At 72.6% G+C, this 13,080-nt stretch carries 12 protein-coding genes; 7 read left to right on the forward strand and 5 right to left on the reverse strand.

Translation table 11 applies throughout. From position 1 onward, the window contains the following. Positions 1-36: 36 nt before the first annotated feature. Positions 37-990, forward strand: a complete 954-nt coding sequence (locus ACFV6I_RS10755; protein ID WP_363378255.1) for a Gfo/Idh/MocA family oxidoreductase — start codon at positions 37-39, stop codon at positions 988-990. Between the two features lie 209 nt (positions 991-1,199). Further along, positions 1,200-2,486 carry an MDR family MFS transporter gene (locus ACFV6I_RS10760; protein WP_380424447.1) on the forward strand — a complete coding sequence of 429 codons (1,287 nt, stop codon included), beginning with the start codon at positions 1,200-1,202 and terminating at the stop codon, positions 2,484-2,486. Positions 2,487-2,513: 27 nt separating this feature from the next. Here ACFV6I_RS10760 and ACFV6I_RS10765 read toward each other — a convergent pair whose 3' ends face one another. From ACFV6I_RS10765 to ACFV6I_RS10775, 3 genes are all read right to left on the reverse strand, one after another. Next, positions 2,514-3,653, reverse strand: a complete 1,140-nt coding sequence (locus tag ACFV6I_RS10765; RefSeq protein ID WP_380424449.1) for an arginase family protein — start codon at positions 3,651-3,653, stop codon at positions 2,514-2,516. Further along, positions 3,650-5,005 carry a B12-binding domain-containing radical SAM protein gene (locus tag ACFV6I_RS10770; protein WP_380424451.1) on the reverse strand — a complete coding sequence of 452 codons (1,356 nt, stop codon included), beginning with the start codon at positions 5,003-5,005 and terminating at the stop codon, positions 3,650-3,652. The genes ACFV6I_RS10765 and ACFV6I_RS10770 overlap by 4 nt, the downstream gene beginning before the upstream one ends. A gap of 297 nt (positions 5,006-5,302) precedes the next feature. Further along, positions 5,303-5,863 (reverse strand): hypothetical protein, encoded by a 561-nt coding sequence (locus tag ACFV6I_RS10775; RefSeq protein WP_380424453.1) that lies wholly within the window; start codon positions 5,861-5,863, stop codon positions 5,303-5,305. A 564-nt stretch (positions 5,864-6,427) separates the two neighbouring features. Between ACFV6I_RS10775 and ACFV6I_RS10780 the strand changes: the two genes are divergently transcribed. Beyond that, on the forward strand, positions 6,428-6,631 hold the full coding sequence (locus ACFV6I_RS10780; protein WP_380424467.1) for a cold-shock protein: 204 nt from the start codon (positions 6,428-6,430) through the stop codon (positions 6,629-6,631). Positions 6,632-6,647: 16 nt separating this feature from the next. Here the strand turns inward: ACFV6I_RS10780 and ACFV6I_RS10785 are convergent, their stop codons facing one another. Continuing rightward, positions 6,648-7,700, reverse strand: coding sequence for a bile acid:sodium symporter family protein (locus tag ACFV6I_RS10785; protein WP_380424455.1), 1,053 nt, complete (start codon positions 7,698-7,700; stop codon positions 6,648-6,650). Positions 7,701-7,824: 124 nt separating this feature from the next. Here ACFV6I_RS10785 and ACFV6I_RS10790 point away from each other — a divergent pair, with 124 nt between their 5' ends. The 3 genes from ACFV6I_RS10790 to ACFV6I_RS10800 all read left to right on the forward strand — a co-directional run bounded on the left by ACFV6I_RS10790 (position 7,825) and on the right by ACFV6I_RS10800 (position 9,388). Continuing rightward, positions 7,825-8,703, forward strand: coding sequence for a LysR substrate-binding domain-containing protein (locus ACFV6I_RS10790; protein WP_063346601.1), 879 nt, complete (start codon positions 7,825-7,827; stop codon positions 8,701-8,703). Positions 8,704-8,905: 202 nt separating this feature from the next. Further along, positions 8,906-9,184: a helix-turn-helix domain-containing protein gene (locus tag ACFV6I_RS10795; RefSeq protein WP_079136201.1), complete on the forward strand. Its 279-nt coding sequence runs from the start codon at positions 8,906-8,908 to the stop codon at positions 9,182-9,184. Between the two features lie 39 nt (positions 9,185-9,223). Continuing rightward, positions 9,224-9,388: a hypothetical protein gene (locus ACFV6I_RS10800; protein WP_167745848.1), complete on the forward strand. Its 165-nt coding sequence runs from the start codon at positions 9,224-9,226 to the stop codon at positions 9,386-9,388. 30 nt (positions 9,389-9,418) lie between these two features. Here ACFV6I_RS10800 and ACFV6I_RS10805 read toward each other — a convergent pair whose 3' ends face one another. Next, the gene (locus tag ACFV6I_RS10805) at positions 9,419-9,820 is read right to left on the reverse strand and encodes a helix-turn-helix transcriptional regulator (protein ID WP_380424469.1); all 402 of its coding nucleotides are present in this window, start codon (positions 9,818-9,820) and stop codon (positions 9,419-9,421) included. Between the two features lie 507 nt (positions 9,821-10,327). Between ACFV6I_RS10805 and ACFV6I_RS10810 the strand changes: the two genes are divergently transcribed. Beyond that, positions 10,328-13,039 carry an SdrD B-like domain-containing protein gene (locus ACFV6I_RS10810; RefSeq protein WP_380424457.1) on the forward strand — a complete coding sequence of 904 codons (2,712 nt, stop codon included), beginning with the start codon at positions 10,328-10,330 and terminating at the stop codon, positions 13,037-13,039. Positions 13,040-13,080 lie beyond the last annotated feature (41 nt).

Here is a 13,080-nt window from a genome sequence, read left to right on the forward strand (position 1 = left end):
CACCTGGGCCGAGTCGTCCGGAGAAAGCAGAGTCTGATGACTGACCTCGTAAGCGTCGGCCTTGTCGGCGTCGGCACCATCGCGCAGACCCATCTCGCGGTCCTGGCCGAACGGGACGATGTGCTGGTCGAGTTCACGGTCGATCCGAACCGGCCGGAACCGCCCTCGTTCCGTGGAACCACCCCGCGTCACTACGCCGGCCTGGACGACGCGCTCGCGGAGCACCGACCCGATCTGCTCGTGCTCGCCACTCCCACGCACACGCACGCGGAGCTGGCGGCCCAGGCTCTCCGGCTCTCCACGGCCAAGGTGCTGGTCGAGAAACCCCTCGTCCACGACCTCGCCTCGCTCGGGCGGCTTCGCGCGCTGGACGAAGCGGTCGACGTGCGGGGCCGGTTGTTCACCGCGCACCACTTCGCCTTCTCGCCGGAGGTCGGCTGGGCGGCGGAACTGCTCGCCGAGCACCCCGAGTGGGGGCCCGTCACGGCCGTCACCTCCGCGTTCTACGACCCCTACGTCCTCAAGGGCGCCGGTGCCTACGAGTCCTACGGCTCCAGCTGGATGGACTCCGGGGTGAACCAGCTCAGCATGCTCACCCGCCTGGTCGACCTCACGGCGCTCACCTCCGCCCGGCAGCTGGACGGCGGCGCCAGCGCGTGGTGCACCGCCGAGTACCGGTCCCGGGGCGAGTCGGGCACCGCACGTCTGCGCAGCAGCTGGCTCACGGGCTCCAGCAGCAAGGAGAGCAGCCTGGTCCTCGGCCGGGCGGGTGTGGAGGTGTGGATCGACCACACCTCCATGACCGGCTTCGCAGCCCGGGACGGCGACCTGCTCGCCGCCTTCGGGACGGACGGTCGGACGGCCCGGAAGGTGGCCCATTACCGGCCGCTGTACGAGAGCCTGCTCTCCGACCGCCCCGACCCGGTCCTCGGGTTCGACGCGGCTGCGAGGATCACCGAGATCCATCACGCGGCGCCCGGCGCGGAGTAGTCCCCGGGGCGGGCGGGGCGCTGCGACGTTCGGGTCGGTGGGGGCGGGCGGGAATCGAGCGACTCGCCGAGACGTGCGGGGGTGGCTCGGGCAGGGCAGGATGGGGCCGGTTCGGGTGGCCTGGCCGCCTGGGCCCCCGTCTCGGTGCGTGGTTGTTCCGGCGGGTGTCGCCACCGTCTGACGGGCGTTCGTCGCTCGGGAGCCGCCCCATGACCGCTTCTGCCCCTGCCGGTCCGATCGTCCGGTTCCACCGTTCGGTCGCCGAGTCGCTCGGCGGGCTCCCGGGTGCCTTCTGGTGGCTCTGGGCTGCGACCCTGGTCAACCGGCTCGGCGGTGTGGTCACGTTCCTGGCGCTCTACCTCACCGCGGACCGTGGCTATTCGGCCTCGTACGCGGGGGTGGTCGCCTCGCTCATCGGCCTCGGCTCGGCGATCGCCGCGCTGGTCGGCGGTGTGTTGGCGGACCGGATCGGCCGGCGGCCCACCCTGCTGGCCGCCCAGCTGCTCACCGCGCTCACCACGGCGGCCCTGGGTTTCGCCGACGGGCAGTTGGCGATCGCCTCGACGGCGTTCCTGGTCGGTCTGAGCAGTTACGCCTCCCGTCCGGCGACGTCCGCGATCATCGCGGACCTGGTGCCGGCCGCCGACCGGGCCCGTGCCTTCGCGCTGAACTACTGGGCGATCAACATCGGGTTCGGCGTATCGGCCGCGCTGGCCGGGCTGGTCGCCGCCCACGACTACCGGGTGCTCTTCCTCGTGGACGCCCTGTCCACGCTGCTCTGCGCCGTGGTGGTCTTCGTCAGGGTCCCGGAGACCCGGCCCGTCGAGCCGCAGCAGGATGCCGCCGGGCCGGGGGAAGGGCCGGGGGAAGGGGTGGGGGAAGGAGCGGGGAGAGGGCCGAGCGCCGGGCTGGGCACGGTCTTCCGGGACCGGCGCTTCATGGCGCTGGTCGGGCTGACCTTCGCCTTCGGGCTGATGCTCCAGCAGGGCAACACGACGCTCGCCGTGGACATGGGCAAGGCCGGGCTGACCAGCACGCAGTACGGAGTGGTGATCGGGATCAACGGTCTGCTGATCGTCCTGTTGCAGATCCCGGTGACCCGCCTGACGAAGGGCCAGCACCGGGGGATGCTGCTGCTGGTCAGCGCGCTGCTCACCGGGTCGGGCTTCGGCCTCACCGCGTTCGCGGGCTCCTCCGCCCTCTACTACGCCGCCACCGTGGGGGTCTGGACGCTCGGCGAGATGATTCAGGCACCCACGAGCATGAGCCTGGTGAGCGAGCTCTCGGCGACGAGCACCCGCGGGCGCTACCAGGGGGTCAACTCGCTGGCCTGGTCGGCGGCCTCCTTCCTCGGGCCGGTCGCCGGCGGGCTGCTGCTGGACCACGCCGGCCGGGGCGCCCTCTGGGGATGCTGCGCGGTCCTCGGCACGGTGGCCGCGGCGGGGTACCTGGCGTTGGGGCGGCGGGTGGACACCGGGCGCTACTCGATGCCGTGACCAGGCCCTGAAAGGGGACGGGACGGATCACGGCTCCTGGCGAAGGTCGGTCCAGGGGGCCAGGTCGGGTGCGGCGCTCTCGCTGCGGAAGAGGAACTCGAACAGCAGCCGGGCGGCGAGCTGCGCGGTGCTGCCGGAGGGGTCGTAGCGGGGGGCCACCTCCGCGATGTCCACGGCCTCCACGGGCAGGGCGCGCAACTCCTCGTAGACGTCCAGGAGGTGGCCGGTGTCGATGCCGCCCATGGTCACGTGGCCGGTGCCGGTCGCCACGGCGCTGTCGAGGACGTCGATGTCGAGCGACACGTACACGGTGTCGCAGCGCTCGCCGAGCTGCTCGACGAGCGGGCGCAGGGCCGCGGCCGCGCCCTGGCGCAGGATCTGCGATCCGGGCACCACGTGGAAGCCCCGGTCGAGCAGGCCGCGGAACTGGTCGTACCTGGTCACGTCGCCGACGCCCACGAAGGCGATGTCCTCGGGGTGCATCCCCGGGAGCTCGCTGATCCGGCGGGAGTTCGACCCGTGGTAGAGCGGCCCGTGCAGGGTGCTCCAGTTCCCGAAGTCGAAGTGGTGGTCGATGTTGATGAATCCCACCCGCCGCGCGCCCCGGTCCAGCCGGCCGGCGCGGAAGCCCGCGAAGGTGGGGAAGGTGGTCGAGTGGTCCCCGTTGAGGAAGACCAGGCGCGGCGCCGATCCGCTCAGCCGCCGGCTCCCGGCGGCGACCGCCTGGAAGGTGCGGATGGTGTCGGTCGGGTAGATGTGCAGGTCGCCCGCGTCGGCCACGCGCGGGGCGCGGTAGCGGAACGTCCGGCCGCTGCGGGTGTCCAGCATCTTCCACTGGCCCAGGCTGGTGAGGTAGCTGGAGAACACCAGGCTCGCCTGCCGGATCGCGCGCGGCCCTTCGGCCGCGCCCGGGCGGGAGCTGGCGGTCGCGTCGTACGGGACACCGGCCGCCACCCAGCCGTCCTCGCCGACGTCGACCTGCGCCCGGTCCGCGGCGGGGGCACCGAACAGGGTGGCGAGGCCGGCCCACCCGGGCAGCGGGTCGGTCTCGAACTCCTCGGGTTTGACGCTGCGGTGGAGCGCCTCGAAGTCGGGGAGTTGGGAGGGGAGTTGGCTGAGGGGTTGGTGGGGCAGCTGGTACGGGGGCTGGGTGGGGGGCTGGTTCATGCGGTCTCCCTTGGGGAGTTGGTGGAGTGCTTGGGGTGGGCCGGTACGGGGGCGCGGACGATGCGGTGGGCGGCGGCGATCTTCTCCTGGAAGAGCTCCCAGCTGCGCTCCGGAGTCAGGTGGCTGGGCCGGTAGACCACCGGGGCGTCCTCCCGCCACTGCGCGAAGTCCCAGGTGAAGATGCGCTCGCGCAGGCGCTGGAAGTCGGGGGTGAGCGGGTAGGGGACGAAGTTGTAGAGGTTGAAGAGCCACAGGGCCCGGCGGTTCGCCTCCAGCCACCGGACGGTCTGCGCGTGGGACTCCTCGGTCTCCTCGTCCAGTCCGCCCATCATGTTGAGGACCACCTTCAGGCCGGCGTCGCTCAGCGCGTGGATCCGTTCGCTGTAGTCGTCGAGTCCGCGGGACAGCTTGCCGAGCCGTTTGAGCATCTGGGAGTCGGCCGACTCGAAGCCCAGCTCGACTGCCACGACGCCGAGTTCGAGCATCGCCTCGATGACCCACTCCTTCACCTGGAGGACGTGGGTCTGCACGATGAACTTGTAGTCGGGGCGGTCGCGGAACACCTCCAGCAGGTTGCGGACCGCCTCCCGGGACTGCCCGAAGGTCTTGTCGCCGACGTAGACGAGCCGGGTGTCCGGGAAGCGGTCGGCGAGCTGGTCCACTTCGGCGCGGAGGGCGCTGCTCCCCACCAGGGTGAGCTGCTTGCTCCAGGCGTCCCCGCAGAAGGCGCACTTGTACAGGCAGCCGTGGCTGGCGTTGAGCCGCAGCATCGGCACCTTGCCGCTGTAACCGTCCAGATGGCGGTAGTCCGGTGCCCAGGTGATGGGCTCGGGCACCAGCCCGAGGGCGGCCCGCTTCTCCGTGCGGCCGCCCCGCCCCGAGGCCAACTCGACCAGGACGGCCGCGAAACCGGTGTCGAGCTGCCCGCGGTGCACGGCGTGCACGGAGCCCTCGGGCGCCAGCGGGGCCATGTTCCCGCCCAGGACGACGCGCCGCCCGGCGCGTTCCAGCTCGCCCGCGAGGTCCAGGGCGAGCCGGAAGTTCTGGGCCAGCGGCGAGAACAGGACGAGATCGCCGGGTGCCGTCGCCGCCAGGATCGGAGCGCCGCAGGCCTCGCTGTCGGCAGGGGTGCGGGACAGGTCGACGAAGCAGGAGTCGATCGCGGTGCTGTCCAGCAGGGCGGTCAGGTGCGCGACCCAGAGCGGAATCTCCCAGAGCCCGTCGGACGGGATGAAGTACTCCGGGAGGAATGCGCGGAAGCGGCGGTCGTAGTCCTGGTAGTAGGCGGACAGCCGGTCATCGGGGTCGCGGGTGGACGGGAAGGGCAGTTGGACGATGCAGCACCTGGTCACGATTCCTCCGCACGTGGGGACGTGCTCGCGCCGACCGGCTCACGGGAGGGCGCCGATCGGTCGCGCCCGGAGGAGCTCCTGCCCGGGCGGTGGCCGCCGCCATCGGCGTGAACGACGCTCACTGGTGCGCGTACCGGCCCCGTGGAGCGCGCAGGACCTTCGTGCCCCCGGGGCGTGCGCCGGGTCGGCCTGCTCGGCGACGCGATCCACCCCATGCCGCCGTACCGTGGTTGCGTCAATGCGCGCCGGGCCCGCCACTTGCGGGGTGGGCCCGGCGCGCATCGGGACGGTCTGGTGTCAGCTGAAGGAGAGGTCGGCGGTCAGGGTCGAGTCGGCGATGGGCCGGCCGGTTCCGAGTAGGACGTCGACGCAGTTGTCCACGAGCGGCTGGTCGCTGGTGACGTCCACGAGTGCGGTCAGTTTCTGCCCGGCCAGGCGGGTGGAGGAGGCGGTGACGGTGCCGGTGAGGCTCCCGGACCCGTCGACCTCGACGATGGCGATGTCGGTGACGGTGCTGCTCGCCTGCGTGCCGTCCTGCAGGTTCCAGGTGAAGGTCGCCGAGGAGCCCGGTGCCAGTGCCGGCGGCGTCGCCGGGCTGCAGCTGATCGCGTCGAACCTGAGCGTCGCGGTGACGGTGCCGCCCGTCACGGCCGTCGGGCCGTCCAGCGAGTCCTTGCACCTGCTCGCCGTCCCGCCGATCGCCACGGTGGTGGCCTCTGGGCCGGCCGAGAGCGGCGGGCTGAAGTTGACGGCGGCGTTCACGGTGCAGTTCAGGATTTCCGCGGCGGCCGTCGGGGCGGCGTCGGCGGCCGGGGTCACGCCGGTGGACAGTGCGGCGAGGACGGCGGACACGGTCACAACGCTTCGGCGTACGGACACGTGGGTTCCCTTTCTTTCGTCGGACCGGAGGGGTGCGGCCCGCACGCGGGGCGAGGCGGGCCGAAGGGCGTCGAAGGGCGACGCCGAAGGGTGACGGTGACACGGCGCGCCGGATCCCGGCCGTCGCCATCCCGGGAACCCCGCCGATGGGCCTCGAATGGTCCAGAACCGGGGCCCGGCCTCGCGGGCCCGTGGGCGGCTGGGACGGAAGACCGCCCGGTCGGTCGTCCGGGCTTGCGGGACGGGGCATCGGCGGACACCGTGAGTACGCGATCAGTCGCGCGTGCCCCTGCTGAACGGCCCGGTCCTTTTCCCGCCAGGAGGCTTGTGATGTCCCCTCTCGTCCTTGTGCGCGGCCGCGTGGCGGCCATGGTGTGCGCGTCGGCCGTCGCCCTCGGCGCCCTGGCGGCGGTCTGCGCCCCGGCGTGGGCAGACACCGGGCGGGCGGACACGGGGCAGGCGGTGGCCGGGCGGGCGGTGGAGGACCGGGCAGTGGAGGGCAGGGCGGCGGAGGGCAGGGCGGCGGAGGGCCGGCGCGCCTTGATCAACTTCGGCACGGTGAAGTGGTTCAACGCCGACAAGGGGTTCGGGTTCATCGTGCCGGACGTCCCCGGCCCGGACCTCTTCGTCCACTACTCGTCCATCGTCGGGGTCGGGTACCGGACCCTGGAGGAGGGGCAGCGGGTCGAGTTCCAGATCGAGCAGGGCCGCAAGGGCCCGCAGGCCGTCGACGTCGTCGGCCTCTGAGGGCGCGCGGAGCCCGTCAGGCCGCGTGGTCGAGGGCCGGTGCGGCCGCCGGCTGCGCCGTGGCCCCGGCGCTCTCGGCCTGCGCGCCCCAGCGGCGGGCCAGGACGGCGCAGACCATCAGTTGCAGTTGGTGGAAGAGCATCAGCGGCAGCACCATCAGCCCGGCCGCCGGGCCCGGGAAGAGGACGGTGGCCATCGGGACGCCGCTGGCCAGGCTCTTCTTGGAGCCGCAGAAGACGATCGCGATCAGGTCGGCCCGGCCGAACCCGAGCCGGCGGCCGACCAGCAGCGTCGTGGTCAGGACCAGCGCCAGCAGCGCCGCCTCCGCCCCCAGCAGGGCCGCCAGCCGGGGCAGGGAGAGGGCGCCCCACACCCCGCCCACCACGGCGGCGCTGAAGGCGCTGTAGACGACCAGCAGGATCGAGCCGCGGTCGACCAGGCCGAGGACGGCGCGGTGGCGGGCCATCCAGGCGGCGATCCAGCGGCGCAGCACCTGGCCGGCGGCGAAGGGGAGGAGGAGTTGCTCGGCGATCTCCAGCACGGTGCCCGGCGAGACGCCGCCCTTGGTGTGCAGGAGCACGGCGGCGAGCAGCGGGGTCAGGACGATGCCGAAGAGGCTGGAGAAGGTCGCGCTGCAGACGGCCGCGGCCGTGTTGCCGCGGGCGATGGAGGTGAAGGCGATCGAGGACTGCACGGTGGAGGGCAGCAGGGTCAGGAACAGCAGGCCCTGGTAGAGCTGCGGCGACAGCACCGCCGGCACCAGCAGGTGGGCGGCCACCCCGAGCAGCGGGAAGAGGCCGAAGGTGACCGCGAGCACGGTGCCGTGCAGCCGCCACTGCTTGAGCCCCTCCCAGGCCTCGCGGGCGGAGAGCCGGGCGCCGTAGAGGAAGAACAGGACGGCGACCGCGCCGGTGGCGGCGTCGGAGAAGGCCGGTGCGGCGGCGCCGCGGGCGGGGAGCAGGGCGGCCACTGCCACGGTGCCCAGCAGGGCGGCGATGAACGGGTCGACCCGGAGGCGGGCGGGGCGTCGGGGCAGGTGGGAGCGGGGCGGACGGTTCGGGCGAGGCATGGTTCTCCGCGGTGGCGGTTCGGGTGGGATGGCCTCAGCCTGCCGCCCGCCGGGGTGATTGTGAATCCCGCTGGCGGCACTCACTGTCATCATGATCCGTGATATCAGCGGATAGAATGGCCAGGTGTTCGATCCGGTGCAGTTGAGGTCCTTCCTCGCGGTGGCCCAGACCGGCGGCTTCACCCGGGCCGCCCAGCGGCTGGGGCTGCGGCAGTCGACGGTCAGCCAGCACGTACGGCGGCTGGAGACGGCCGCCGACCGGCAGCTCTTCCTGCGCGACACCCACTCCGTGCAGCTCACCAGCGAGGGCGAGGCCATGCTCGGCTTCGCCCGGACGATCCTGGAGGCGCACGAGCAGGCGCTCGGCTACTTCGCGCAGACGCAGGTGCGCGGGCGGGTGCGGTTCGGCGCCTCGGAGGACTTCGTCCACACCGAGCTGCCGCAGATCCTGCGGAGCTTCCGGCGGAGCAACCCCCAGGTCGACCTCGAACTCACCGTCGGCCTCAGCGCCGTGCTCTACGAGCAACTGGCCGACGGACGGCTCGACCTGGTGCTCGGCAAACGCCCGCCCGGCGGTGGCTCGCAGGGCCAACTGGTCTGGCAGGACAAGCTGGTGTGGATCGCGGCGGAGGACTTCCGGACGGACCCGGCCGAGCCGCTGCCGCTGATCGTCTACCCGCCGCCCAGCTTCACCCGGGTCCGCGCCCTGGAGGTCTGCGAGCGCGACGGGCGGCCCTGGCGGATCGCCTGCACCAGCACCAGCCTCTCCGGGGTCCGGGCCGCCGCGCTGGCCGGCCTCGGGGTGGTGCCGCACGCCCGCAGCCTGATCCCGTCGGGCCTGCGGGTGCTGCCCGACCAGCCGGGCCTGCCCAATCTCGGTACCACCGAGTTCGCCCTCACCACGGGGCGCACCACGGCGCGCGGCCCGGCCCGGGTGCTGGCCCAGGCGGTCCTCGCGGACGCGTTCCGCCTGCAACGCGCACCGGAGCGGGCGGAGCCGTGACGGGGGGGGCGACGGTCGGGGGCTGCCCGGACGCGGGCGAGGCGGCGGACCGACGGGTTCCCACGATCGATGGTGACAGGAAGTCAAGGGCGGTGGCCGAAGCCGGACTTCACACCGCTCGGCCGTTGAACCCGACGGTTCTCCGGTCGCGTTACGAAGGCTAGAGCAGCCGGCTGACGCGGACAGGGAAAGGTCGGGAAAGATGCGATTTGGCGACATGCTGCACGGACACCGGAAGCACCGGGGCCTGACCCAGCAGCAACTGGCCGACCTCGCCACGCTGAGTGTTCGCGCGGTGCGCAATCTGGAGCGGGGCGGGGCGCTGCGGCCCCGACGGGAGACGGTGCGGCTGCTCGTGGACGTGCTGCGGCTGGACGCCGACCAGCGGGCGCAGTTCGAGTCGGCGGCGTTCCCCGAGGCGCCGGGCGGGGCGCCCCGTGATCGCGGCCCCGGCTTGCGGGTGCCCGGGGCGCGCGTTTGAGTGGGAAGGTACCGGCGGAATCGGGGGCGAGGAGGCGCCATGTCGCACCACAAGTCCAACAAGGACGTCGAAGGCGACCCGGACACCGGGCACGGGCGCGGTCTGCCCCGGCGGCCCGACGAGGAGGAGCTCGACGAGCGCACGGAGGAGGACCGCGAGGAGGTGGGCCTGCCCCCGGAGCCGGATCCGGAGGACACGCCCTGAGGCGTGTCTGACTCGCCCTAGGGTCCGGGGCTACTGCCGAGCCCGGTCGGAGCCGGGCTGCGGGCCGGTGGGGTCGCCCGCCTCCCCGCCCCTGGCCGGCCGGGTGTGGACCTTGGCGACGCAGGCCGGGAGGGCGGCGGCGTGGTCGTGGTCCCGGGCCCGGTACGCGCTGGGGGTCTCGCCGACCAGCTGGGTGAACCGCGAGCTGAACGAGCCCAGCGAGGTGCAGCCGACCGCCATGCAGACCTCCGTCACGCTCAGGTCGCCGCGTCGCAGCAGCGCCTTGGCCCGCTCGATCCGGCGGGTCATGAGGTAGCCGTACGGGGTCTCGCCGAAGGCGGCGCGGAAGCTGCGGGAGAAGTGGCCCGGCGACATCAGCGCGGTGTGTGCCAGCGCCGACACGTCCAGTGGCTGGGCGTAGTCGCGGTCCATCCGGTCGCGGGCCCGCCGCAGTCGGACGAGGTCGGGTAGGGGGACTCGGGACACCTGGGGCACGTCTGCCACGCTACCCGCCCGGTCCGACAGGGTCGCGCGCCGGCGTGCTCCGGCCGCTGCCCCGGCCCGCCTCGCCCCGGCCCGCCTCGCCCCGGCCCGCCTCGCCCCGCCCCGCCCGCTCCCGCACCCCCGTCCCTGCGTCCTGGGCTGTCCCCGCGCCCCACCGTCTTGTTCGGACGAAATCGGGCTGAAGGTGCTGTTTTCGAGCATGGCGGCCGGTATCGGACGAACGGGTCCGGATTCGAACTGGTGGTGGAGTGAGTGTGGCGCTCTTGTCACGCGTGCACATGAAGTTTCGTCAATTCCCTTGCGGAGAGCTAAGATTGCCGATCTGCTGATGACTCCTGATCAGCCCGGGTGTGATAACCCGTCGATGATGAGAGCGGGACATTGGGAAGAACGAGGCAGCGAACGAGGTGCGTCGCGCAGGTCGCGGCGCTGACGATGGGATTGTCCGCTGCGGCGCTGGTGACGGCGCCGGCGGCCTTTCCACAGCCCGGCGACGGGACGGTGACCGTCCGGGTGATCCGGGCGGTGGACACCAGCGGAGTGTGGACACCGGCCCTGGAGCCAGGGCTCGCGGGCGTGAAAGTGACGCTCACGGATGACGCCGGGCTGGCGATCGAGGGGGTGACGGCGGCCGACGGGACGGTCACCCTGGCCCCGGCGGCGGCCAAGCCGTCCGGGGGCAAGTACCGGGTGCAGGTGGTGAATCCGAAGCCGGGCGTGCTGTTCCCGGCGTTCGCCTCCCGGCAGGGGCTGGACGGCGCGCCGACCCAGCTGAGCAGCAACGAGGAGTTCGTCGACCTCTCGGGCGGCAAGAACGTGGCGTACACCACCGGGCTCTGGAACCCCGGTGACTACTGCCAGAAGAACGCCCCGCTGGTCACGGCCTGCCAGCCGATGGACCGCGAGGGCGGGGCCCAGCGCACGCTGGTCTCCTTCCCGTACAGCGCGCGCGGCCAGGACGGCGAGGGCGTGACCGCCACGAACCTCGCCACCAACGCCGATACCGGCACGCTGTACGGCATCGCCTGGAACAAGGCCGACCGGCGGCTGTTCTCCTCGGCGGTGGCCAAGCGCACCACCGACTACGGTCCGGGCGGTGCCGGGGCGATCTACGTCACCGACATCGCGCAGAAGAAGACGACGCTGTTCACCACCGTCCCGAACGCGGGCTCGACGGCCCACGGCGGCGGCACCGACGACGCCTTCCTCGACACACCGGGCAAGGAGAGCCTCGGCGGCATCAAGATCACCGACGACGGCAAGGACCTGTTCGTCGTCAACCTCAACGACCGCAAGCTCTACCGCTACAACGCCACCGTGGCGGCCGCCGGGAGCCCGACGGCCTCCTACCCGATCCCCGACCCGGGCTGCCCGGCGGCGGGGGACTGGCGTCCGTTCGGCCTCGGCCTCCAGGACGGCACCGGCTACCTCGGCGGAGTGTGCTCCGGCGAGTCCACCGGCAAGCTCACCGACCTGCGCGCGGTGGTCCTGCCCTTCGACCTCGCCACCGGCGTGTTCGCCAAGCCGGTGCTGGACCAGCCGCTGGACTACCCGCGCCAGTCCACCGTCGGCTCGGGCCCGTGCGACGGTGCGAGCTGGTTCCCGTGGACGAGCACCTACCCGACCACGCAGAACGGTCGGCCGTGCGGCAACTACACCATCGCCCAACCCGAACCCGAGTTGGGCGAGATCACGTTCGAGACCGACGGCTCGATGCTGCTGGCCTTCCGCGACCGCTTCGGCGACCGCGCGCCGGGCTCCCCGGCGCCGGGCTCCGTCGCCGTCGTCATGTCCGGCGGTGACCTGAACAAGGCCTGCCGGGCGAACGGCACGTACGTGATGGACACCAACAACGGCTGCGGGCTCGCTCCCCGGGGCACCCGGTTCTTCGACACGACCTGGGGCGGCCACCGCAACACGGCGTTCGCCGGCATGGCGCTCTCCAAGGTCGAGAGCACCGTCGCCGTCTCCGCCTTCGACCCCAACCACACCGCCCTCGGGTACGGCACGTCGTTCCTCCAGCGGGCGAACGGCCAGCAGGACCCGCAGTTCGGCTTCCGGCTCAACCCGGCCGGGGTGATCGCGCCGTTCGGCAAGGGCGCCTCGATGGGCGACTTGGAGGTGCTCTGCGACCAGGCTCCGTTGCAGATCGGCAACCGGGTCTGGTACGACCCCGAGCGCAAGGGCATCCAGAACCCGGGCCAGCGCCCCGTCGAGGGCGCGACCGTCCACCTCTACGACGAGTCGGGCAAGCTGGTCGGCACGACGAAGACGACGAAGCGCGGCGAGTACTACTTCGACGACTCCGACGTCACCGGCGGCCTCAAGCCGAGGACCAAGTACACGATCCGGCTCGACAACCCGGCGGACTACGCCAAGGGCGGGCCGCTCTACCAGTGGGTGCCCACCGACGCGGACGTCGGCGACAACCACTTCATCGATTCCAAGGGCCTGGTGCCGCCCGGCGCGAAGTTCCCCGAACGGGCGCTGACCACCGGCGGGCCGGGCGAGAACGACCACACCTTCGACTTCGGGTTCCGGCAGCAGGAGGGCGCGCTGCGCCTGGTCAAGCACGACCAGGACGGCAAACCGCTGGCGGGGGCGAAGTTCCAGCTGTGGCACGACACCAACGGCACCGACGGGTTGCAGACCGGCGGTGACAAGCCCGACACGGCGGTGGGCGGGCCCTGCACGACCGGCGCCGACGGCCTCTGCCAGGGCGCCGGGGTGCCGGGGACGTACTACTGGCAGGAGCTCAGCCCGCCCGACGGCTACGCGGCTCCGGACACCACCGTGTTCGGTCCGCTGGCGCTGACCTCCGACAACCTCGCGGACGGTGTCTCGGTGACGGCGGTCAACAAGCTGCTGCCCACCCCGACGCCGACCCCGACGCCGACGCCGACCAACTCGTCGAGCCCGCCGAGCCCGTCGAGTTCGCCGAGCGCGCCGGAGCCGACCACGCCGCCGGGGCCGACGGAGTCGCCGAGCCCGTCGACGGTGAACCCGCTGCCCCCGCCCGGGGGACAGCTGCCCAACACCGGGGCCAACGCCCTGGTGCCGCTGGGGATCGTCGGCGGCGCGGTGCTGGTGGCGTCCGGCGGTGCGCTGGTCTTCGTCGCCCGTAAGCGCAGGGCGCGGCACCAGTAGGAAGCGGTGAGGAGGGGCGGGCCCGTGGCGCGAGTCATGCC

Source organism: Kitasatospora sp. NPDC059803 (genome assembly GCF_042732255.1).
GTDB lineage: Bacteria > Actinomycetota > Actinomycetes > Streptomycetales > Streptomycetaceae > Kitasatospora.